Annotated in this window: 19 protein-coding genes; 8 read left to right on the top strand and 11 right to left on the bottom strand. The window is 65.5% G+C overall.

The genetic code is table 11. The features are described 5' to 3' along the window. Positions 1-46 precede the first annotated feature (46 nt). Genes F7O44_RS27790 through F7O44_RS27800 form a run of 3 tightly spaced genes read right to left on the bottom strand, consistent with a single transcriptional unit; the run spans position 47 to position 3,001 of the window. Complete coding sequence (locus F7O44_RS27790) at positions 47-850, bottom strand: DeoR/GlpR family DNA-binding transcription regulator (protein WP_162453588.1); 804 nt, start codon at positions 848-850, stop codon at positions 47-49. Then, positions 834-1,514 (bottom strand): histidine phosphatase family protein, encoded by a 681-nt coding sequence (locus F7O44_RS27795; RefSeq protein WP_162453589.1) that lies wholly within the window; start codon positions 1,512-1,514, stop codon positions 834-836. The genes F7O44_RS27790 and F7O44_RS27795 overlap by 17 nt, the downstream gene beginning before the upstream one ends. Then, positions 1,511-3,001: an FGGY-family carbohydrate kinase gene (locus F7O44_RS27800; protein WP_162453590.1), complete on the bottom strand. Its 1,491-nt coding sequence runs from the start codon at positions 2,999-3,001 to the stop codon at positions 1,511-1,513. The genes F7O44_RS27795 and F7O44_RS27800 overlap by 4 nt, the downstream gene beginning before the upstream one ends. 237 nt (positions 3,002-3,238) lie before the next feature. Between F7O44_RS27800 and F7O44_RS27805 the strand changes: the two genes are divergently transcribed. From F7O44_RS27805 to F7O44_RS27825, 5 genes are all read left to right on the top strand, one after another. After that, the gene (locus F7O44_RS27805) at positions 3,239-4,072 is read left to right on the top strand and encodes a DeoR/GlpR family DNA-binding transcription regulator (RefSeq protein ID WP_162453591.1); all 834 of its coding nucleotides are present in this window, start codon (positions 3,239-3,241) and stop codon (positions 4,070-4,072) included. Between the two features lie 412 nt (positions 4,073-4,484). Further along, positions 4,485-5,456: a carbohydrate ABC transporter permease gene (locus F7O44_RS27810; protein ID WP_187361685.1), complete on the top strand. Its 972-nt coding sequence runs from the start codon at positions 4,485-4,487 to the stop codon at positions 5,454-5,456. Continuing rightward, the gene (locus tag F7O44_RS27815; RefSeq protein WP_162453592.1) at positions 5,453-6,358 is read left to right on the top strand and encodes a carbohydrate ABC transporter permease; all 906 of its coding nucleotides are present in this window, start codon (positions 5,453-5,455) and stop codon (positions 6,356-6,358) included. Before F7O44_RS27810 ends, F7O44_RS27815 begins: the two co-directional genes overlap by 4 nt. Before the next feature lie 48 nt (positions 6,359-6,406). Then, positions 6,407-7,801, top strand: coding sequence for an ABC transporter substrate-binding protein (locus tag F7O44_RS27820; protein ID WP_162453593.1), 1,395 nt, complete (start codon positions 6,407-6,409; stop codon positions 7,799-7,801). Between the two features lie 126 nt (positions 7,802-7,927). Next, positions 7,928-8,638: a glycerophosphodiester phosphodiesterase gene (locus tag F7O44_RS27825; protein ID WP_162453594.1), complete on the top strand. Its 711-nt coding sequence runs from the start codon at positions 7,928-7,930 to the stop codon at positions 8,636-8,638. A gap of 58 nt (positions 8,639-8,696) precedes the next feature. Here the strand turns inward: F7O44_RS27825 and F7O44_RS27830 are convergent, their stop codons facing one another. The 4 genes from F7O44_RS27830 to F7O44_RS27845 are packed head-to-tail and all read right to left on the bottom strand — an operon-like array spanning position 8,697 to position 14,176. Further along, a complete protein-coding gene (locus tag F7O44_RS27830) occupies positions 8,697-10,040 on the bottom strand; it encodes an ABC transporter substrate-binding protein (RefSeq protein WP_162453595.1) in 1,344 nt (447 codons plus the stop codon). A gap of 54 nt (positions 10,041-10,094) precedes the next feature. Next, positions 10,095-11,033: a carbohydrate ABC transporter permease gene (locus F7O44_RS27835; RefSeq protein ID WP_162453596.1), complete on the bottom strand. Its 939-nt coding sequence runs from the start codon at positions 11,031-11,033 to the stop codon at positions 10,095-10,097. A gap of 17 nt (positions 11,034-11,050) precedes the next feature. Further along, a complete protein-coding gene (locus tag F7O44_RS27840; RefSeq protein WP_162453597.1) occupies positions 11,051-11,977 on the bottom strand; it encodes an ABC transporter permease subunit in 927 nt (308 codons plus the stop codon). 6 nt (positions 11,978-11,983) lie between these two features. Then, positions 11,984-14,176 carry an alpha-galactosidase gene (locus tag F7O44_RS27845; protein ID WP_162453598.1) on the bottom strand — a complete coding sequence of 731 codons (2,193 nt, stop codon included), beginning with the start codon at positions 14,174-14,176 and terminating at the stop codon, positions 11,984-11,986. A gap of 192 nt (positions 14,177-14,368) precedes the next feature. Between F7O44_RS27845 and F7O44_RS27850 the strand changes: the two genes are divergently transcribed. Continuing rightward, the gene (locus F7O44_RS27850; RefSeq protein WP_162453599.1) at positions 14,369-15,520 is read left to right on the top strand and encodes an ROK family transcriptional regulator; all 1,152 of its coding nucleotides are present in this window, start codon (positions 14,369-14,371) and stop codon (positions 15,518-15,520) included. Between the two features lie 69 nt (positions 15,521-15,589). On the opposite strand, the gene F7O44_RS27855 is transcribed toward F7O44_RS27850, so the two are convergent. After that, positions 15,590-16,759: a phage baseplate protein gene (locus F7O44_RS27855; protein ID WP_162453600.1), complete on the bottom strand. Its 1,170-nt coding sequence runs from the start codon at positions 16,757-16,759 to the stop codon at positions 15,590-15,592. A gap of 364 nt (positions 16,760-17,123) precedes the next feature. Here F7O44_RS27855 and F7O44_RS27860 point away from each other — a divergent pair, with 364 nt between their 5' ends. Further along, a complete protein-coding gene (locus tag F7O44_RS27860; protein WP_162453601.1) occupies positions 17,124-18,023 on the top strand; it encodes a TIGR03619 family F420-dependent LLM class oxidoreductase in 900 nt (299 codons plus the stop codon). A 15-nt stretch (positions 18,024-18,038) separates the two neighbouring features. Here the strand turns inward: F7O44_RS27860 and F7O44_RS27865 are convergent, their stop codons facing one another. The 3 genes from F7O44_RS27865 to F7O44_RS27875 form a co-directional block, all read right to left on the bottom strand. Next, on the bottom strand, positions 18,039-19,154 hold the full coding sequence (locus F7O44_RS27865; RefSeq protein WP_174256004.1) for a Gfo/Idh/MocA family protein: 1,116 nt from the start codon (positions 19,152-19,154) through the stop codon (positions 18,039-18,041). A gap of 51 nt (positions 19,155-19,205) precedes the next feature. Next, positions 19,206-19,946, bottom strand: a complete 741-nt coding sequence (locus tag F7O44_RS27870; RefSeq protein WP_162453602.1) for a sugar phosphate isomerase/epimerase family protein — start codon at positions 19,944-19,946, stop codon at positions 19,206-19,208. A 210-nt stretch (positions 19,947-20,156) separates the two neighbouring features. Then, positions 20,157-21,164: a sugar phosphate isomerase/epimerase family protein gene (locus F7O44_RS27875; RefSeq protein ID WP_162453603.1), complete on the bottom strand. Its 1,008-nt coding sequence runs from the start codon at positions 21,162-21,164 to the stop codon at positions 20,157-20,159. 338 nt (positions 21,165-21,502) lie between these two features. Here F7O44_RS27875 and F7O44_RS27880 point away from each other — a divergent pair, with 338 nt between their 5' ends. Beyond that, the gene (locus F7O44_RS27880) at positions 21,503-22,759 is read left to right on the top strand and encodes an ROK family transcriptional regulator (RefSeq protein ID WP_425501452.1); all 1,257 of its coding nucleotides are present in this window, start codon (positions 21,503-21,505) and stop codon (positions 22,757-22,759) included. Positions 22,760-23,077: the final 318 nt, after the last annotated feature.

Below are 23,077 nucleotides of genomic sequence, written 5' to 3' on the forward strand. Positions count from 1 at the left end.
ATCCTGCTCATGATCACGGGGGTGTGGGGCGCGGAGCTGCTCATGATCACGGGGGGTAGTCGGCGACGTGTACGTTGACGCCGCGATCTCGCAGCGCCCGGATGACGTCGGCAGGCGCACCGTCGTCCACGACGACATCGTCGAAATCGGTCAACGGAGCCAGCTGGTGCAGCGCAGTGCCACCGAGCTTCGTATGGTCGATCAGCAGCACCTTGCGCACCGCGGAGCGCATCATGGCGCGCTTGACCAGCACGATCTCCTGCTCCTGATGAAACGCATGAGTCGCCGACACGGCGGAGGTCGAGGTGAACAGCACGTCGGCCCGTAGCGAGCCGATCGCCTCGATGCAGGGCACCCCCAGAAAAGAGTCGTGCGTCGGGTAATACTCGCCCCCGAGCGAGATCAACCGGACACCCGGTACCTGGCTGACCGATTTGATCACCTCGAGGAAGTTCGTGATGACGGTCAGAGGGGTGGTGTCCGGCAGGAGGTGGGCCACTTCGAGCGTGGTCGTCGAGTCGTCGAGCATGACGGCCATACCGGGCTCGATCATGGTGCGGGCGTAACGCGCGATGGCCGCCTTCTCCGCCTTGGCGGTCCGCAGCCGGTAGGCGACGTTGCTCTCGAACACACTCGACGGCTGCGCGCTCACACCGCCCCGGTATTTGCGCACGACGCCCTGGCGTTCCAGCTCGTCGAGGTCACGGTGCACGGTCATGAGGCTGACGTCGAAGAGCTCGGCGAGCTGGCTGGCGGAGACGGACCCTTCGCGTAGGACGTAGTCGGCGATCCGGCTCTGCCGGTTCGTCCGCGAGTTGCGCCCCGGCGCCGGGTCAGGAGCCTTGGACATCGGCCGTCTCCTTCTCTTCCGACGACGACGCCGGCGCGGCGGCAGCGAGTGCGGGTATCCGGTTGTAGTACTCGAGCGTGACGGCGCCGTCGGCCCGGAACGAGAGCTGCATGGTGGCCGTCGGCGCCATCCCGCGCAGAGCCGTGCGGTAGGTCCCGAGCGGGATCCCGGTGAACCGGCAGACGATCAGCCGGAGGATGGTGTTGTGACAGATCGCGAAGATCTCCTGGCCGGCGTGCCGGGCGGCGATCTCGGTCAGCGCCTCGGTGGCGCGGTCCGCGGCCCGCTCCGGGTGCTCGCCACCGGGCAGGTGATGTACAGCGGCGTCGGTCAGGAAGAGTTCGACGGCCCGCGGATGCGTCTGTCGCAGCTCGGCCAGGGTGAGCCCTTCGGCGTCCCCGAAGTCCAGTTCGCGCAAGCGCTCGTCGGTCTGCACCGGTAGGCCCAGTGCTTCGGCTATGGGCTCGGCGGTCTGGCGGGCCCGCAGCATGGTGGAGGCGTAGAGGACATCTGGTTTGGCTTCACGCGCCCAGGCAGCCAGTGCGCGCGCTTGGCGCCGCCCTTCGTCGTCGATGCCGATGTCGCTGGATCCGGTGTAACGGTTGCCTTCGTGCCAGGGGGTGCGCCCGTGGCGGGCGAGGGTGATCGTCGTCAGGGCTGTCATGACGTACTCCGCGAGAGATTGGTGGTGAACGTGTCCTTGATGTATCCACGGCGAAGGAGTTCCTGGCAGAGCCTTACATAACCGTCCGCAAAGCGCTCGTAAGCACCGGGCCGTGGTTCGACGACGTCTCGCCGCGACACCATCCCCGCCGCGCTCGCCGCGACACTCCCACCGTCGGCGGCCGCCAGGACGGCCATTCCGAACGACGGTTCGGGAGTGGCCGGCAGCGCCAGCGGCCTGCCGAGCACATCGGCCCGGAGCTGATTCCAATAGCTGCTTCTCGTGGCGCCGCCAGTGATGCTGATCTCCCCAGTGGTGTCGGCACCAATGGCGGCGAGATGTTCGAAACACAGCCGTTCGACGTACGCCACACCCTGCAAGACCGCCGCATACCTCTCGGCCATGCCACGCACGGTGCCGATCTCGAAACGCACCGCGTCCGGATCGACGAACGGAAACCGCTCGCCGCGCGCTGTCAGCGGGTAGACGACGGCACCAGCCGGCTCGAACGCCTCGGCCGCCGCGCTGAGCCCGTCGAGATCCTGACCACCGAACTCTTCGCTGATGACTCCCGCGCCGACGTTCGAGGCACCGCCCGGCAGCCAGCCGCCGTCGGGATGCCGGTGGCTGTAAACGGCCCCATCGGGATCTTCGATCAGCTGGGTCGATACACCTTTGAGCACCAGGGTGGTCCCCAGCACGGAGTTCCACGCGCCGGGACTCAGGGCACCGGCCGCGATCTGCGCCGCGCAGCCGTCGGTCATTCCGGCGACGACGGGTGTCCCGGCGGGGATGCCGGTGTGCTGGGCGGCGGCGGGCTCGACGGTGCCGAGAACGGTGCCAGGCGGGACCACTTCGGGCAGCGCCCCGGGGTCTATCCCGCTTGCCGTGATCAGTGCATCGTTCCACTGGTTGTCCACGACGTCGTACCCGGACTTGAGGGCGTGGCTGGTGTCGGTGTGCACCCGGTGGCCGACCAGCCTCGCGGCAACCGCGTCTGCACTGTGGGCGACATAGGCGCCGGCGCTCACCGGATGGTGGCGGAAGAGCCAGCCGATCTTCGGCAGCGCCCAGGACACCTGGACATCCGCGCTCTCGGGAATGGCGTCGGCCACGGCGTGGATAGTGGTCAGCTCGTCCGCGGCGCGAGTGTCGTCGTACATCAGCGCCGTTGTCAGCGGCGTTCCACCGCCGTCGACGAGCAGCACAGTTCCGGAAGTGCTGCAGATTGCGGCGGCTCCGACGGGAAGCCGCCGGGAGGCAGGCGCCAACGCGGCGAAGGCCTGCCTCGATGCCTGGCCGACAGCGGCCCACCATTGCCGTGGATCCTGCTCGTGCTGGCGCTCCTGCGCAGCACGGCGCAGGCTGTCCAGCGGCGCGGAGCCGAACGCCAGCACTCTGCCGTCGTCGGCGGCCACGGTTACGCGGACGCTTTGGGTACCCAGGTCGATACCGACCCACGTCCGCTCCGCCTTCACCGCCTCCATCCGGACCTCCAGTGGTCGTCCTGCGCAGTCGGCACCTCGCGACCGCACGAACTGGAATCGCTACATTCACGGGCCCACCCACGCACATATTTAACGTTTGCGTGCTGGGTTGATAACAGTGTTCGCTGTTAAGATACACTACAGATCGATAGAGAGTGGAGGGAAGCCCATGAAGAATCGACCATCAAGCCCCACGGCGCACGCCCACGACGGGCTCATTTAGGACAGACTTGTGACATGACGGCCAACAGTGGCGGCAAGGGCGCGCCGTCGAAACGCACGCAAGCCCGCGAAGTGCGGCAACAGAACATCATCGCGCACGTTCTGGCCAACGGTGTCGCGACGGCCGGCGAGTTGACCGAGCTGACCGGCGCCAGCCTGATGACAGTCCACCGAGACCTGGACGAGCTCGCCAGGCGCGGCGTAGTACGGAAGTTCCACGGTGGCGTCTCAGCACAACCCTCCACCGTGTTCGAGAGCAGCTCCGAATACCGGCTGCGCGTGCAGGTGCGCGAGAAGACAGCCCTGGCCGAGGCCGCGTTGTCGACCATAGAACCCGGCATGTCCATCATGCTCGACACCTCCACCACCAACCTCTTCGTCGCCCGGCGGCTGGGCAGCCTCAACCACGGCCCACTGACTGTGGCCACGAACTACCTGCCCATCATGGAGACCCTTCGCTCGGTGCCGGACGTCCATCTGATCGGCATCGGCGGCGACTACAACAGCACCCATGACGCATTTCTGGGCATGGGCGCCATCGAGGCGATCAATACCCTGAACGTCGACCTGGCCTTCCTCAGCACGTCCGCGATGACGGCGGACACGACCTACCACCAAGAGCCCGAGATCGTCATGGTCAAGCGCGCGATGATGGAAGCGGGAAGACGCCGGGTACTGCTCATGGATCACACCAAAATCGGCAGGACCGCCCTGCACCGCCTAGGGCCCACCACCGACTTTCACCAGCTGATCGTCGACGCCGCCGCCGATCAGGGCATCATCCGCGAGATCAGCGAAACCCTGGACGTCACGCTCACCCAAGTGATGGCAGCGCCCAGGCACACCTGACCGCCGCCACCCCGGCCCCGGCCAACGGCCCAGAGTCGACGGCGACCCGCGACCAGCATTCTCGAGCGGCTCTGGACAACGAGATAACAGTTGATCTGGTGAGCTACCACATTGTGATCACGCACCGTGGGCGGGCCGCGTCGATCGCGCACACATACCGCCAGTGGCACGTCTCACAGCGTTTGCCAGGATGAAAACCCAGCATAGAAGGTGTGTGGCGCACCCAGCCAACCTTCGCGCATGATCGTCTTCAACCGGGAGTCGCGACCAGGACACTCACATTTCGCTCTCTATTTCCCGTTACATCTATCGTCTGTGATGTTAATTCTGTTACTGTCGGCTCCGATCGGTGCTGTGCACGGCGATCGGAGCCGGCAGTACTGACCTGTCAGACACGCGGAAGGCACATTCGTTGACGTCTCACATCACGGCATCGACGCCGTCGGTCACCGGGCGGGGAGCCGGGCCGGCCGACGGCGGAGGCCGGCTCGGAACGCGGCGCCGACGGCGCCGAAATCGCGGCGAGTACCTGCTGTTCCTCCTGCTGATCTCCCCGAACCTGCTGCTGATCGCCACCTTCGAGTACTGGCCGGTCATCTACAACGCCTATCTGAGCATGACCCGGTGGAACATGCTGTCGGGGGTGCCCCAATGGGTCGGGCTCGACAATTATCAGAGCCTGTTGACCAGCTCGAACTTCCACACCGTCATGTGGAACACGCTGGTCTTCACCGGAACCGTCGTCGTGGGCAGTGTCGTTCTCGGGCTCGCGCTGGCAGTGCTGTTCAATCAGAGGGCCCGCGGACGCGGCTTCGTCCGGACCGTCGCGTTCGCACCGCATATCGTCAGCGGCGCGGCGGTGGCCACACTCTGGCTGTTCATCTTCAATCCGGACTACGGGCTGTCCCGGTTCGTCCTCAACCAGGTCGGACTCTCCTCGCCGCGTTGGGTCACCGACAGCGACTGGGCGCTCGCCAGCCTGATCATCGTGTTCCTGTGGAAGGGCGTGGGATTCGTCGCCATCGTGTACCTCGCCGGGCTGCAGAGTCTGCCCGAAGACGTCTACGAGGCGGCCAAACTCGATGGCGCGCGGGCCTGGACGACGTTCCGTCGGATCACCCTTCCGCTGCTGTCCCCGGTCACGTTCTTCGTCTTGGTGATCACCATCATCGGAACCTTCCAGGCCTACGACATGATCGCCGTCATGACCGGCGGCGGGCCGGGCAACGCCACCACCACGTTGTCCTGGTACATCTACGAGCAGGGATTCCAGGCTTCTGACGCCGGCCGAGCGGCCGCCAGCGCGATGATCCTCTTCGTCATCCTGCTGATCGTCACCGGGCTGCAGACGAAATACGCGCAGCGGAAGGTCCACTACCAATGAGCCGACAATTGGCCACCGGCGAGCGGAACGCGACGCGGGAAGCCCGATCGAGGCGCAAGGGCATCAACATCCGCGTCGGCGAGACCGTCGTACGCCGGGTCCTCGTCTACGCCGCCCTGGCAGCGGTCGCGCTGCTGTTCATCGGCCCGCTGTACTGGCTGTTCTCCTCCGCGCTCAAAGAGCCCGGCGACATCTACCAGTACCCTCCGCAGTGGGTGCCGCTGCGCCCACACGTGGAGAACTTCTCCAACGCCTGGCAGGCGGCGCCGTTCGGCAACTTCTTCATCAACTCGATCATCGTCACCGGCGGGGGCGCGGCTATCAAGCTGGTCAACGCCACGCTGACCGCGTACGCCTTCGTGTTCCTGCGCTTCCCGTTCAAGAACGTGCTGTTCCTGGCCATGCTCGGCGCGCTGATGGTGCCGAACAATGTGACGCTGATCGTCAACTACATCACGGTGTCCAACCTGGGCTGGGTCAACACCTACCTCGGACTGATCATCCCCAGCGCCGGCTCGATCTTCGGCATGTTCCTGCTCCGGCAGTACATGATGACGCTGCCCAGAGACATCGTGGAAGCGGCCAAGGTCGACGGCGCCGGGCACCTGCGCACGCTCTGGCAGGTAGTGCTTCCCATGTGCAAGCCCATGCTGGTGACCGTCGGGATCATCGCCGTCGTCGATATGTGGAACGACTTCATCTGGCCGTTGATCGTCACCAACACGGTGGAGATGCGTACCTTGCCGATCGGCCTGCTCTACCTGCGCACCACCGAGGGCTACTCCAACTGGGGAGCGATCATGGCCGGCACCGTGATGGTGGCGCTCCCCATGCTCATCCTGTTCCTCTTCGCTCAGCGGCACATCGTCCGCGGTCTGACCGGCGGAGCCGTCAAGGGCTAAGCCAACTCGTGTATCACTCGACGTTCGATTGAAAGGACGTGTACCACCATGAGAAACAGACTTCCACGCCACAATGACTTCCGCCGGCCGAGTCGCCGGTCCTTCCTCGGGATGACCGCCGCCGGCCTGAGCGTGCCGATCCTGGGGTCGTGTGCGGGAGGCGTCACCTCCGACGACGGTAACGGCAACGGCGGCAACGAGCTCGGTCAAGTCGACATCAGCCCACCCAGCGAGTACCGCGGGCGTGATGTCAACGTGGTGATGTGGAGCGCCATGGGCGGCGTCAACGGCGAGGCCCTCGACGCACTGGTGGACAAGTTCAATCAGTCGCAAGACTCGATCTACGCCGAGGTGCAGTTCCAGGGGAACTACCATGAGTCCTCGCCCAAGCTGACGGCAGCTTTGCGGGCCGGCGCCGTGCCGGACATCATGATGCTGGCCGACACCTTCTGGGGCCGGTTCCTCCTCAACGACGTCCTGGAGCCGTTGAACGGCTACCTGACCGACGACTTCAATCGCGACAACTACATCGAGGCGTTGTTCGACGAAGGCCTGGTGGGCGACGAGCTGTACTGGTTGTCCTATGGGCGGAGCACGCCGCTGTTCTACTACAACAAAGACGCCTTCGATGAGGTCGGCCTGCCGGATCGCGGCCCGGAGACCTGGACCGAGCTGCGCGAGTGGGGTCAGGAGTTGTCCAAGCTGACCGTCCAGGGCCAGCCGTTGAAGGTGCACGCCTTCACCGGCGACGACGACTGGCAATTCATGTCCGCGGCCTGGCAGTTCGGCGGCAGCCTCTCCGATGGCCTCGATGTCACTATCAACACCGGCGGTGCCGTCGATGCCGCCGAGTGGCAGCAACGGTTCATCTTCGAAGACGACATGGGTTACATGGCCGAGAGTTCGGCCACCGACTTCGGCACCGGCGTGGTGGCCACCACGATCACCTCCACCGGAGCATTGCGCGGCATCTACGAGAACGCCGACTTCGAGGTAGGGACCTCGTTCTTGCCGGCACAGGTAGACACGGGCGTGCCCACGGGCGGTATGGGTTTCTCCCTGATTCGCGACGTCCCGCAGGAGCGCAAAGACGCCGCCTTCGAGCTGATGAAGTTCCTCGGCCAGCCTGAGAATGCCGCGGAATGGACGCTGGCGTCCGGGTACCTACCCATCATCAAGGCCGCCGTCGACGAACCCGAACTGGCCGAGCAAATCGCGGAGGACCCCAACCGCAGCACGGCGATCGAACAGCTGCCGATGGCCCAGGGCAGCGACGCGATCCGCTCCTACCTACCGAATGGCACCGACATCATCATCAGTGGCCTGCAGGAGATCTTCAGCAGCGGTGGCGCCGATGTGCAGAGCGTCTTCGACGGCGTAGCCGAAGAACTCGAGCGTGGCGCCGAAGGCATTCAGGAAAGCTACGAACGGTACTTCGGCTAGAGGGTCCGGTGAAGATCCGGGCAATGGAACTTTCTAGGGTGCCGCACCCGGACTGCGTGTTGCGTCCGGCAGACCGGGCGCCGGAGGGCTCGCTTTGCAGGACGCAACATGAGACATGGAGGATGAATGGACTTCACCAACTGCGGGCACCGCGGCGCAATGAGCGTGTCCCCGGAGAACACCATGGCGTCGTTCCGGCTCGCCGCCGAGCAAGGAGCCAATGAGATCGAGCTGGATCTCCGGCTGTCCAAAGACGGGGAGATCGTCGTCATCCACGACACCACCGTCGACCGGACCACCGATGGCTCCGGCGCGGTCGCTGATTTCACCGCAGAGGAGCTCCGCGCTCTCGATGCGGGGAACGGGCAGAGCATTCCGACCTTCGAGGAGGTCCTCGACGGCACCGACGTGCGCCTCCAGATCGAGATCAAGGATCCGGCTGTCATCGAGCCCTTGGTGGCTTTGCTGGCTCAGCGCCCAGAGGAGATCCAGCGGCTGTCGCCGTGCTGCTTCGACGAGGAGATCGTCGCAATCCTGGCGCGCGAGCTGCCGTCGACCGTCGTCGGGCTGATCAGCAAGACCGGCTCACCCGAGCTTCTGGACCGCGCTGATCAACTCGGAGCCCAGCGAGTACTGGTCGGCTGGACCGGTACCGACCGTGAGCTGGCCCGGGCCGCACAAGAGCGCGGACTCCACTTCAACGTGTGGCCGGTCAACACCGCCGGGCAGCTGAACGACGCGGTCGAACTCGGCGTTGACGGCTTCACCACCGATCACCCGCCGTTGCTGTTCGAGAACGGCTACGAGATTCGCGACGGCCGCCTCGTCCGCCCATGATCATTGGCTTTTACCCCACGCTATCCGTGGTGTAAAAGCCAATGATCATGGGCGGGAGTCACTGGAAGAGAGCGTTGACCTGAGCGTTGGCGTCCGAGAGCGCCGTCGTGTCCGCGGAGAACGACATGATCGAATCCATCGTCGGTCCCATGATCGCGGTCACCTCCGCCCATTTGTCAGCGATCGGGGCAAGGTACGTCGTGCCTTCCTCGACGTGCACGGTGAACGGTGACACGTCGATGCCTCGCTCGCTGAATGCTGCCTCAGCCAATTCGGTCGACTCCTCGATCGCCGGGAAGACGACGGCGTGTGAGGCCACGATGTCCTGGCACTCGGCGGATGCGAGGAACCGCACCCACTCCCAGGCACCGTCCGGGTTGTCGGTTCCGGCCCAGATGGAATCGGCCAGGCCGTTGAACATGCTCGCCCGTTCCCCCGCCGGACCGACCGGTGTAGGAGCCAACGCTGTCTCCACGCCGGTGAGCTCGATGTAAGCGCCGGTGTTCCAGCTGCCTTCGGTCACCATCGCGTAGTTGCCCGCGCCATAGCTCTCCATCATGCTGACCCCCGCGTCGGCGATCGCGAAGCTCGGCATGTACCCCTTCTCGATCAGTCCGCGCCACCAGTCAACCATCTCGGTGAAGGCCGGGTCGTCGTAGTTGAACTGCGATCCCCACGGGTTCTCGTCGGTATGCGTCCAGCCGTTGCTGAACGCGTACATACTCCACTCGGTCTGCCCGAAGCCCTCACCGGCGCCGGCCAGGCCGAGGCCGTAGACGTCCACGTTGTTGCTGTCGAAACCCGGTTCGTCACCCCGGACACCGTTCGCGTCGACCGTCAGGCGCGCGATCGCGGCTTCGTAGCTGCCACCGTCGTCAGGATTCCACTCCAGGTTCGCCATGTCCTCCGGCGAGAGGCCGGCCTCGTCCACCATCTCGGAGTTGTAGAAGATCGCTACCGTGTCCCAGTCCTTCGGCAGTCCGTATCTCTGCTCGTCCTGGCCGACCCAGAGCTGCGTCAGCCCTTCGTGATAGATCGACGTGTCGACGCCGTCGCGCTCGACATACTCGTCCAGCGCGAGCAACTGATCCTGCGCCACGAATTGTGGATACCTGGCCAAGTGGTTGGTGAAGACGTCCGGCGCCGTCCCACCCACGAAGCCCGTGGTGATCTGGTTCCAGTAGTCGTCCCAGCCGTACTGCTCGATCGTGACCTGCACGTCGGTGCCGGACTCGTGGAAAGCTTCCGCGCACTCCTGGTAGGCGGGCAACTGGTTGGCGTCCCACAGCCAGTAGGAAATCTGCCCGCCGCTCCCCTCGGCCGTACTGTCATCGCCACCGCACGCGGCGACCACCAGAGGTATGGCCACCAGCCCGGCGGCGATTCGAACCGTTGTCTTCATCAGGTGGGTCCCTTCTTCGAAAGGCGTTCGAGAGTCTTATGGAGTCGTGTGACGTCACTTGCCTGCGGAGAAACCGATGGAGTTGACCACTCGGCGCCCCAGCACCGCGAACAGGACGACGATGGGCAAGGCCGCGATCAACGTGGCCGCCATCAGCCCGGCCCAGTCCGGGCTGCCTTGCGGGGTCTGGGAACGGAACACACCCAAGGCGACGGTCAGGACACGGACGCTCTCGTCCTGACCGACCAGCAACGGCCACATGTAGTCGTTCCAGGCGTTGATATAGGTGAGGATCGCCAGCGTCGTGATCGGCGCCGACGACATCGGGATGATGAGCCGGAAGAAGATACGGACATGCCCCGCGCCGTCGATCATCGCGGCTTCCTCGATCTCCCGGCTCAGACCAAGAAAGAACTGCCGGAGGAAGAAGATGGCGAACGGCGTCATGAGCAAGGTGGGCAGCACGATCCCGGCGAACGTGTTCAGCAGGCCGAGATCGCGAATGAGGATGAAGTTCGGCAGGGTCGTGAAGATCGGCGGCACCATCAACGCGGTGAGGAAGACGAAGAACACGCGGTCCCGGCCGGGCCAGCGCAGCCGCGCGAAGGAGTATGCCGCCATCGCGCAGAAGAACACCTGGCCCACCGTGACCACCGTGGCGACGATGATCGAGTTGCGCAGGTACAGCCAGAAGTTCACGCTGGCGCCGGAGCCGCCTTCGGCGAGCGCCTCCTGGGTCGTCGCCAGGCCGAGCACCCGCCGGAAGGCGCCGAGCGTGAAGTCGGCGGGCAGGAACGAGCCGGCCTCCGCGGCCAGCGAGCGGTTGTTGGACAGCGACGTGCGCAACATCCAGTAGAAGGGGAAGATCGTCACGATCAGCAGGACGACGAGCGCGGTCCAGGCCGCGACCCTCCCCCAGTTGATCTGGCGTCGGGTTACCGGCTCGGCGTCGTTGGCACGCGTCGCGCGGTCGGTGCCGGTCAGCACGGTCATGCGCTAAGCACCTCCTCTCATGACAGGTCGGATTCGCCGGCGCGCAGCATCTTCAGCTGCGCGATGGCGACGCCGCCGAGGATCAGGAACAGGACGACGGACATCGCGGCGGCGTAGCCGAAGTCGAAGCGCTCGAAGGCCAGCTCGAAGATGTAGAAGTAGATGACCCGGGTAGCGTTGACCGGCCCGCCCGACGTGGTCACGGCCACCGTGTCGAAGATCTGGAACGAACCGATGACGGTCAACACGAGCACCAGGGCCATGATCGGACGCAGCAGTGGCAGTGTGACCGACCAGAACGTCCGCCACTCCGACGCGCCGTCGATGGCCGACGCCTCGTAGACATACTTGGGAATCATCTGCAGCCCTGCGAAGATCAACAGCGCGGTGTACCCCATGTGCCGCCACACGTTGATCAGCGCGATCGTGGGAATCGCCCAGTTCTCGCTGCCGAAGAACGGGATACGCCCCAAACCCAACCAGTCGATCAGCTGGTTGACGATGCCCAGTTGGTAGTCGAGCACCCAGAACCAGACCAGCGCGACGATGACGTTGGCCACCAAGTACGGCAGCAGGACGAGCCCGCGGATGGCGACCGACGTGGTCAGCCGGTGCAGCAGGACTGCCATACCCAGGGCGACCACGGTCTGCACGCCGATGTTGATGACGACGTAGAGCATGGTGACCCGCAGCGAGTTCCAGAACAGCGGATCGTTGGCCAGCCGCTCGAAATTGTCGAAGCCGATGAACGAGGCCTCACCCAGCAGCGTGGAGTCGGTCAAGCTGAGGTAGAAGCCCCGCAGGGTCGGCCACAGATAGAACACGACGAACCCGGTGGCCGAGGGGATCAGGAAAGCGAGGGCGATTCGCAGGTCGCCGTAACGCCCCCTCTGCCCAGCCGCTCGCCCGCTCGCGATCTTCCCGGAGACCGTGTCCGCGCTCACGCCGTTTCACCTCCCCTCAACGAGGTGACCGTCGAGAGGATCGACCCGGACCGCCTCGATCAAGGCGAGCCGTTCGGGGTACAGCGTCGGCGCCTGCACCCCGGCGCGGGAGGCGACCAGGCCGGGTATCACGGCACCGTTCTCCCACCACGGAAGCGGCGAACGGGTCGGGCCGTCGATGCGATCGCCCGGTGGAAGCGGTGCGATCCGGTAACGCGCGGCCGGATCCAACCCGGGTAACCGGACAAGCCCCGTGGGTGCCTGCTCACTCGTGGCGAGCTGCGCCAGCGCATAGATCGCTCTGGAGCGGTCGGTGGCCACCACGCCGTGTACCAGGACCGCTGGGTCGAAATGGTCATCTCGCACCACGTCGCCGCTATGGAGCAGCTCCCGGATCCGCTTGTACAGATCCACCCAGTCCGCCAGTTCACGCAGTTCCTCCGGGGCGGCCGCGGTCAGATCCCACTCGATGCCGAAGTGGCCGAACAGTGCGGTCCCGGCCCGGAATCCCAAGGGGTGCCGGCGGCCGGTGGTGTGCGCCACCGTGGCGCCCACGTGTGCCCCGATCATGTCTGGGGGCACCAGCAGTGCGGTCCAGCGCTGGATCTGCTGCCGCTCGAGTGCGTCGTTACAGTCCGACGCCCAGATCCGATCGGTTCGCTCGAGGATGCCGAGATCAACCCGGCCGCCACCGGAGGAGCACGTCTCGATCTCGAGCCCCGGGTACCGGGCTTTGAGTTCGTCGATCAACCGGTAGGTGGCGAGCGTCTGCTGATGCACCGCGGGAGCACCGTCGGGCCGGTGGCCGGCGTCCACAAGATCCCGATTGTGATCCCACTTGAGGTATCCGATGGGATACTCGCTGAGTAGCGCATCCAACCGCTCCAGAATGTAGGCGTACGCACCTGGATCGCCGAGGTTGAGCACCTGCTGGTGCCTGGCTTCGGGAGGCAGCCGGTCCGCGGCCGCCATGATCCACTCCGGGTGGGACCGTGCCAGGTCTGAGTCCGGGTTGACCATCTCCGGCTCGACCCACAGGCCGAACTGCATGTCCAGCTTGGTGACGTGGTCGATCAGCGGGCGCAACCCGTCGGGCCAGACGTCGGCGTCCACGTACCAGTCGCCGAGGCCGGCACGGTCATCGCGACGGCCGCGGAACCAACCGTCGTCGAGCACGAAACGTTCCACCCCGACCTCGGCAGCCCGATCCGCAAGCTCGGTCAGCCGGTCCAGGTCGTGATCGAAGTAGACCGCCTCCCAAGTGTTCAACGTGACCGGCCTCGGCGCGCGCGCATGCCCAGGCAGTTGACGCAGGTGCCGATGGAATCGGCTCGACAGCTCGTCCAGCCCAGTGCCGTGCGAGCCATAGATCCACGGTGCGGTGTACCACTGCCCCGGCCCGAGCCGGACCTCGCCGGGAAGGAGCAACTCGCCCCCTGCCAGCACGGCGTCGCCGCCCGGAGTGCGCTCGGCCAGCACCCGGTGGTTTCCACTCCACGCGACGTGCATCGCCCAGACCTCGCCCGAACGGAACCCGAAGCCCTGCTCGCCGGCAGCCAGCAGAAGCGTCGCGTCGAGTCCGGTGCGGCCGCGACGGTTCTCCCGCAGGTAGGTTCCCGTCGTGAACCGCGACCGCTGCGGACTACGTTCTCGCAGGTGGCGGCCGGTCATGTCGAGAATCTCAGTCGCCGACGCCGGAACCGGAAGCGCCAGTGTCAACGCGTCGACCACATATACGTCGTCACCCGAGTTCTGTACGCTCGCCCGCATTCGGACCAGGCCGGCCGCGGTGATGCCGATCTCCAGTTTCAACCGGAGGCGGGCTGCGGTGTCGACCGCGTCGACGGTCACACCGCGAGCCATGTCAGAACTGTTCGGGTAGCGGTCCCTCTCGACGGACTCCACGGTGAAGAGCGCCGAAAAGGCCGCGCCGTCACGGTGGCCAGCGAGCCCCGGCGTTCCCATCCACCCGTAGGCCGGTTCGGGAAGTAGCCCCACGGGGACGTCGACGTCCACCGTGTTGTACACCTGCTGCGGCCGTCTGGCGAGCGCCACCGCGGACAGCTCTGCCGGACTGAGCTCACCCAGGTCGCCTCCCCAGTACACGACATGCGGCAGCCGATGCTCCAGGCACGACAGCAGCAGGCTCGTACCGCCCGCCCGGCAGTGGATCAGCTCGGCGTTTTCGTCAAGGGTCATGGATTCTCCCGGCGTGGCCTTCAAGTGCCGATTAGTTTTGCTACGGAACTTATACTTGTCAATAGTTCACCTGCCGGACATGTGCCGGCGAAATTAGATAGGGAAACGTGACCTGCGTCTCCGTAATATTTGTTGACTCAGAATTAAAGCGGACAGCTAGACTGTCGTCCCGACACGCGTGAGGAGGCTGCGATGAGAGCGGCGCGGCCGTTGTGGAACGGGCTCACGGATCCAGCCCGGTCGGTGGCACTGGAGGTCCTGTACCACGGACCCTTGTCACGCGCAGAGCTCGCCCGGCGGCTTTCCCTGTCGGCCGGGAGCCTCACCAGGTTGTCCAAACCGCTACTTGACATGGGCGTGCTGACCGAGATCGGCACACACGCCGAGAACCGCATCGGGCGCCCCGCCGTGTTGCTCGATGTCGTGCCGTCCTCACGTCACTTCATCGGCATCAAGTTGACCGGCGACGAGGCCCACGCCGTGCTCACCACGCTGCGGGCCGAAGTGGTCGCCAGTGACACAGCGGTGCTCACCAGCCACCGGCCGGAGGACGTCGTCGCGACGGCCCAGCGACTCGTCGATGATCTGGCAGGTCAAGTGGGTGGCGTCGCCGCGCTCGGCGTGAGTCTCGGGGGCAGCTCGGCGGACAACGCCATCGTCACGACGGCTCCATATCTCGAATGGAGCGACGTGCCGCTGGCCCAGTTGCTCACCGACCGGACCGGCCTCCCCGTCGTCATCGAGAACGACGTCGTGGCGGTGACGGAGGCCGAGCACTGGTTCGGCGCGGGCCGGCAGTGCGAGCGATTCGCCGTCATCACCATCGGTGTGGGCATCGGCTACGGTCTCGTGGTGCACGACCGGTTGGTTCTCAGCCCTGACATGGGCATCGGACTCGTTGGCCATCTGCCGCTCGATCCGATGGGCCCCCTGTGCCCCTCAGGCCACCGCGGCTGTTCGTACGCGATGTTGTCGATCGGGGCCATCTGCTCGTCGGTCTCGGTAGCACACAAGCGCCAGCTCTCGTACGACGAATGCCTCGACCTCGCGGAGTCGGGCGACCCCGCCGCTCGCCGGGTGGTCGATGACGCCGGGAGCGCGCTCGGCGAGATGGTCGCCCTCGTAGGCAATCTGACGATGCCACACAAAGTCATCATCGCCGGCGACGGCGTACGGCTTGCCCACGTCGCCCACGTCGCGATACAGCGCCGCATCGAACAACAACGCGACCCACAGGCGAGCCCGATCGAGATCGACGTCCGGGAGTTCGGCTTTCTCGAGTGGGCTCGAGGGGCGGCGGTCATCGCCATCCAGAAGTACGTGCTGGACGAGCTCTCGCAATGACCGGGGCCGACCGCTGAGGTCTCATCAGCTGGCCGGCCCCGCATCACGTCGTCGTCACTTCCGCGGGCGTCAACGGCGCGGAGAATCCTTGTAGAAGATGGTGCACAACCGGTCCTCGGCAGGGTCAGCGCTCAGGCTGGTGCCGAAGGCGAAACCGAGCCGGGCGGAGCCCAGATCACCGGGTTCGTCCAGCCACACACCCATCCCCTCTGGCTCCCGCCGGTGCAGCTCGTGACCGTCGATCGTGTGCACCCGCTGCTCCGTCTCGCCGGTGTGCCAGTTGACCCGGGTCAGGTGCACGTTGCCCTTCTCCTCCGGCGGGTTCGAGTCGCTGTAGATCTGCCCGTCCAGCAAGTACAGGTACTGTCCGAAGCTGGCGAATCCCTGGAAGACGGTGCCGATCAGCTCATCCGGCTGCGCGACATCGGCAATCGGTGTATACGACGGCCGAGCCTGCCGGACATGGCTGAGCCGGAACAGCGCATAGCGGAATCCGCCGTCTCGCCGGTAACGCATCACCAGAGTGTTGTAGGCGGGGTCGACGTTCACCGTCGTGCGATCGACCCCCGGCAACAACTCCCGCCGCTGCAGGCCCGGAGTCACGTCGGCGTCGATCACCCCGCCGTCTTCGAACGGGAAACGGACCAGCCGTGTTCCCCAGCCGTTGGCTCCCTCGGTGACGGCGTCGATCTCGGTCCACAAATGCACCGAGTCGCCGCTGCGTTCGACGCCGATGGCAACACCGTGGCCGAACCGCTTCAGATACATGTGCCCGAGTTTGTTGCCGGCCATGTCGAGTTTGGTCATCGTGAGGTCGCCACGAGCAGCGCGGCGCGCGTATTCCTCGTCACCGGGTTCGTCGCCCGGCAACGACGTGCCCGCCTGGGTGACCTGTACGACATAGACGTGCCCACCAACACTGTCGACCGCGAACGACTGCATGATCGTCCGGAAATCCCGCAGCCGCTGGTTGACGAAGAGCGGGCTGCCCGGCTCGTCGAGATCGAACCAGCTGGATACCGGCGGCTGGCCTCGGACGGCCGATGCGGGCGCAGCCGTCGCCCCCGCGGGCGCCGCCGTTGCTCCGAACGCGATCCCGGACACGGCGGCCGCGGCAGCACCTCCGATGCGGAACAGACGGCGACGGCTCATTGGTCCTTGTCCCGACGGGGCGGGCAGCTGACACTCAGCATCCGAGGCGCCGTCGTTCGAGTAGTCGGCATGCGGGCGGTTGGTCATAAACGCTCCTCAGCACGGCATCGATGAGAGGGAATCGCATGAATAGCGTTAACTTTAACTATTCAGATGGTTACAAACAAGATTCTTGTCGCGAAATTCTGGCGACATCTCACCGAACCACAGGCGCCCAAGTCGCGCCGAAACGGGCCTTAGTCACTGCTGACCTGGGCATCCTCCCGGTCACATGCGCCCAACGCTGGACGAATCAACGACCTCGCGGCACGCATCGCATATACCATGCCCACTGTTAACAAGACGACCACCCAGCCCAACCACTCGTGACTAAAGCGCGCTACGGCTGTAGAGTCCCGGACTACGGGTGCGCATGCCGCATCCAGCTCGCCCCACGATGTCTAGGAGCACCATGGTGAAAATCGGCCTGTCCCTTCCAACCGCCGGCCCGGACGCGTCGTCCGACGCGATCACCACGGTCGCCGAAGCCGCGGATCGTATCGGCCTCGACTCGCTCTGGTCGTTCGAACGGCTGCTCAGTCCCGTGGGCGAAGTCGACATGTTCGGGCGGAAGGGCCCGATGCCCGAGATCTACCACACTGTGTATTCGCCGCTGGAGACCCTGGCCTACGTGGCAGGCCGAACCAGCCGCGTGCGGCTGGGCACCAGTGTCATAGTCGCGCTCCTGCACAACCCGGTGGCTCTCGCCCGGAGTATGGCTACGCTCGACCAACTAAGCGGCGGCCGGCTCATCGCGGGCCTCGGCCAAGGATGGATGCCGCAGGAGTTCGACGCAGCCGGCGTGGACATGGCCCGGCAAGGCGCGGGCTTCGGTGAATTCATCGAGGCCATGCGCGCCGTCTGGGGCCCGGATCCCGTCAGTTTCGACGGCAAGTTCTACTCGATCACCCCGTCCAAAGTGAATCCCAAACCCGCGCAACCCGGCGGTCCCCCGATCATCGTCGGCGCCTCTACGCCAGCCTCGATTCGGCGCACCGCCCGGACGAAGCTGGGCTTGAATCCCCTCTGGTTCGGCTGGGAGAGCCTCGAAAGCTCCATCGGCGCCTTCCACACCGCCGCCCGCGATGCCGGCATCGATCCCGCGGAACTGCCGGTCGTCGTACGGGTCAACCAGCCGCTCAGCGCCGCGCCGGCCGAAGGCGACGCCACTCCTGTCGGCTCCCCGGATCAGGTCGCCGAGATCCTGCCCAGGCTGAAGAAACTCGGTGTCACCGAGATCTTCTGGCCGCTCGGCAGCGACATCGATCAGGGGCTGGGACTCATGGAGCGGCTGGTCGATCAGACCCGCTGACCGCGATAAACCCACTCAGTAGAGCGTGGCCTCTCGTGGGTCCCAATCCGCGGACAGCGGTTCCGGTCGTGCCACGTCCGAGCGAAGCGTCACGAATTCGCCGCTCTCGGCCGACGACGTCATGGCCGTCATCATCTCGAGCACATGCAGGGCCAAATCTCCCGATGCCCGGTGCGGCCGGCCGGCCCGGATGGCCCTCGCCATCTCGACCACGCCGGTTCCCCGCCCGAGAGTGGTTCCTGCTACCGGCAGGTCACGCCACTCGTCGGCGCCGGGTTCGAAGACCTTGAGCGCCCCGTCGAAGGATCCCGGGTTCGGCACGCTCAGAGTGCCTTCTGTGCCCGCGATCTCGACCAGCATCCGGCGTGCCGTGGTGTCGAAGCTGAACGTCGAAGACGCACTGGGTCCACTCGTGAACTCGATCAAAGCGTTGACGTGGGTGGGCACCTCGACGGCAAAACGCGTACCGGCTTTGGGTCCGGTAGCCACCACCCGTTCGGCCCGGGCTTGGCGCGCGGTGGCCGCGACCCGGCGGGCGGAGCCGAACAGCGAAACCAGCGCGGTCAGGTAATACGGCCCCATGTCGAACAGCGGGCCGGCGCCCCGCTGGAACAGGAACTCGGGGCTAGGGTGCCAGAGGTCGGGTCCGGCCGTTTGCATCGCGGTGGTCGCTGCCACAGGCGTCCCGATCACGCCACTGCCCACGGCCCGAACCGCCGACTGGATTCCGGCACCCAGGACGGTATCCGGCGCGCACCCTATCCGCAGTCCTTGTTCAGCTGCTTCGGCGACCAGCTTTTCGCCGTCTTCAACCTCTGTGACCAGGGGCTTCTCCCCGAACACATGCTTCCCAGCAGCCAATGCTGCCCGTGCGACCTCGCCATGTGCTGCCGGTATGGTCAGGTTGACGACGATCTCCACGTCGTCGCGGGCCAGAATAGACGCAGTGTCTCCGGCATGCGGCACGCCGAACTCTGCCGCGACGCCGGCGGCTCGGGCCACGTCCAGATCGGCCACGCCGACGACCACCACATCCGGACATTGCGTGAGATTCTTCAGGTAATCCTTGCTGATCACGCCCGATCCGACGATCGCCACACCAACTGGCCCGCTGCCTATCCCGCTGATCATTCCCGCCTCAACTCCCGCACTCACGACGAACCGCCCCAACTAGATGATCATCTAGTCGAGCGTGGCTAGATAGGTCAGGCTCCGCTCGAGCGCGTCGAGCACGTCCGTCTCGCATTTGTCGAACTCAACCACCCGCCATGCGTGCGGCGCCGCCGCCAGGTACTCCCCGACCGGGATCCTTCCTTCGCCGACGGCGACGTTCGGCTCGTCACGGACCACCGGCCCGTCTTTCACATGCAGCAGGCGTACCCGGTCCCCGTGCCGCTGGAGCAGAGCCGGGACATCGGCTCCGCCGACGGCGGCCCAGTACGTGTCGATCTCGAGGAAGATGTCAGGTGTCAGCAGGTCGGCGAGCACGTCGAGCGCATGCCGGCCGTCGAACATGGACTCCAGCTCGTGTTCGTGATTGTGGTAACCGAGCTCCAGCCCGTGGGCGGCAGCACGTTCGGAGAGGTCGTTGAGAACGTCGGCCACCCGCTTCAGGCCGTCGCCCGTGGTGAACTCCTCCTTGGGGATGCCACCGGGAACGATGACCAACGACGTGCCGAGAGTGCTCACCGCGTCGAACACCTCGGAAGCGTCCGCACCCCGCACCAACTCTGAAGCATGCGTTGCACACACCTGCAATCCGAGATCGTCGGCTACGGTGCGGAACCCCGACGGGTCATCTCTCGGGGCGAACGGCTCGACCGCGCCGTAACCTGTCTCGGCCAAGCGGCTCAGCACCCGATCCCTGTCCTTGGTGATGTGGTCACGTACCGAGTAGAGCTGGACCGCCAACGGCGTGGACATGCGATGGACCTCCTACGAGAGCCGCCGATCCGTGTTGATCATGGGCGGATGTCGGGTGTTCGACCTTGTTTAGGTCACATCTGCCCATGATCAACTGGACGACAGGGGCGACGAGTTGGACGAAAGGGGCGGACGACGGGATCGGCCAGGGGTTTGAGGATGTGACGGGTGAGTGGGAACGAGCCGGGTCAGGCGGGAGTCAGGAGCAACTCAGGAGTCGGAGGAGAACGCGGCGTCGAAAGCATCGGTCGGTGCGTCGAACAGCTGTGCACGGATGTACTGAATGGCTTCGGCCGCACCGCGGAGCCGATCCATGCCCGCGTCTTCCCACTCGATGGAGATCGGGCCGTCGTAGCCAATCGAGTTCAGCATCCGGAATGCCTGTTCCCACGGGACGTCGCCGTGCCCGGTGGAGACGAAGTCCCAGCCCCGCCGCGGGTCCGCCCAGGCCAGGTGCGACCCGAGGCGACCGTTGCGGCCGTTGCCGACCTGGAGCTTGGTGTCCTTGCAATCCACGTGGTAGATCCGGTCCCGGAAATCCCACAAGAACCCGACCGGGTCGATGTCCTGCCACACCATGTGACTGGGATCCCAGTTCAGCCCGAAAGCCTCCCGGTGCCCGATCGCCTCCAGCGTGCGCACCGTAGACCAGTAGTCGTAAGCGATCTCCGACGGATGCACCTCGTGGGCAAACCGCACCCCCACCTCATCGAAGACATCCAGGATCGGATTCCACCGATCAGCGAAATCCTGATAACCAGCATCAATCACCTCCTGCGACACCGGCGGGAACATCGCCACATACTTCCAGATCGCCGACCCGGTGAACCCCACCACCGTGTCCACCCCGAGTTTCGCCGCCGCCCGGGCCGTGTGCTTCATCTCCTCAGCCGCCCGCCGCCGCACCCCCTCAGCCTCGCCGTCGCCCCAGATCCGGTCCGGAAGAATGCCACGGTGCCGGATATCGATCGGGTCGTCACACACCGCCTGACCCTTGAGATGATTCGAGATGGCCCAGACCTTCAACCCATACTTCTCCAGGATGTCCAGGCGCGAGCGGACATAGGAATCGTCCTCCACCGCCTGCCACACATCCATATGGTCACCCCAGCAGGCGATCTCCAACCCGTCGTACCCCCACTCCGACGCCAGCCGGGCCACCTCCTCGAACGGCAAATCTGCCCACTGCCCAGTGAACAGAGTGATCGGTCGGCTCATGCTCGCTCCCTCATTCGGACGTCTTGCGGACCGCACGGTGAGTATCCCCGTCCTCGGCTACCGCGCGCCCACTAATGTCTGATGGCCAAGCATAAGTTGCTTTATAGTCGTCATCTAGAGGGTATGCCGATCAAATCCGGCCTCACGCACACATCGCGGTTTAGTGTTTGACTGGGATTGACGTGCGAAACCTGCCGGAGATCAAACATCGCCCATCAGCCCACCCAGGCCGGGCGGAGGAGGAAAGTTCGATGTGGGATCCATCGAGCGACGACGCAACCGGCTCCAACGCCCGCACCGCTGTTCGCCGGCAGGATGTCCATCCGGCTGGCCCCGACCTGACCGAACCCCCCGGTGTGGCAAAAACGACCCGCCCCGCACCCGAGGCCGCATGGGCTGATCCGCGCTTCGGCGTCGGCGCACTCTTCCAGCTCCTGCGCGACGGGCGTCCGCGGACACGCGCCCAGTTGGCGGGTGAGACCGGCCTCGCCCGGTCGACCATCACCCAGCGCGTCGACGCGCTACTCGCAGCCAACCTGATCAGCCCTGCGGACAAGGCCGCCTCAAGCGGCGGCCGCCCACCCACGCAGTTCGTGTTCAACCCGGAAGCGCGGATCGTCCTCGCCGCCGACATCGGCGCCACCCATGTCCGTCTCGCCGTCACCGATCTCGCGGGCGCGCTGCTCACCGAGACCGGCGTCGACCTGCCCGTCGCGGCCGGACCCGAGCAGGTCCTGGCCTGGGTGGTCGAGCACGGACGGCAGCTGATCAAAGACACCGGGCGTTCCTCAACCGGTTTGGCCGGTATCGGTGTGGGTCTGCCCGGTCCGGTGGAGCACTCGACCGGACGCCCCGTCAGCCCGCCGATCATGCCCGGCTGGGACGGGTTCGACGTCGCGGGGTTACTCGAAGAACAGCTCGGCACGGTGGCTTTGGTGGACAACGACGTCAACATCATGGCTCTGGGCGAGCATTTCTCTCACTGGCGAGACGCACCCCACCTGATGTTCGTCAAGGTGGCCACCGGCATCGGATGCGGCCTCATCAGCCATGGGCACCTGCATCGCGGCGCACAGGGAGCGGCCGGTGACCTCGGGCACGTTCAGGTTCCACGCCACTCCGAGTCCGACGAGGCGGTGTGGACCGGTTTGGGAGACGATACCCCCTGTCACTGCGGCAACACGGGATGCCTCGAAGCTGTGGCCAGCGGCACGGCCGTGGCCACGGCACTACGCGAGCATGGCTTGGATGCCACGAGCAGCCGCGAGGTCGTCGCTCTGGCCCGCGGTGGTTCGTTCGAGGCGCTTCAGCTGTTGCGGCAGGCCGGGCGCGACATCGGTGGTGTGCTGGCAGCCGCGGTCAGCCTGTTCAATCCGTCGGTGATCGTCGTCGGCGGCTCGCTGTCCCAGGCTGGCGAGCACCTGATCGCAGGTGTCCGGGAAGTCGTCTACCGGCGTTCATTGCCGCTGGCCACGCAGCATCTGCGGATCGTGCAGTCACGGACCGGGGAACGCGCGGGCATCGTCGGAGCCGCGGTCATGGTGATCGATCACGCGCTCTCCCCCGGCCAGATCAACACCTTCGCCAACGCCTGACCTTCTCTCAACAGCCTCGCAAGGCATCGCCGCGTGTTGCGGGGTGGCCCCCGTTCCCGCCCGCCCACCCTCGGTGATCGTCAGGGAAATATGGCCGCGATTCGGTGATCGTCAGTACGTTGTGGTTGCTGAGCAACCGCCACAACGTACTGACGATCACCTCATAGCGACCACAACGTACTGACGATCACCCGGGAGGGAGAGGGGGTACAGGTACAGGTACAGGTACAGGTACAGGTACAGGTACAGGTACAGGTACAGGTGTCGTCAGCCTCTCCGTTGCCGGTCGCCCGCATCCGTTGCCGGGCTAGGCCTCGC

It is taken from the genome of Phytoactinopolyspora mesophila, from assembly GCF_010122465.1.
GTDB lineage: Bacteria > Actinomycetota > Actinomycetes > Jiangellales > Jiangellaceae > Phytoactinopolyspora > Phytoactinopolyspora mesophila.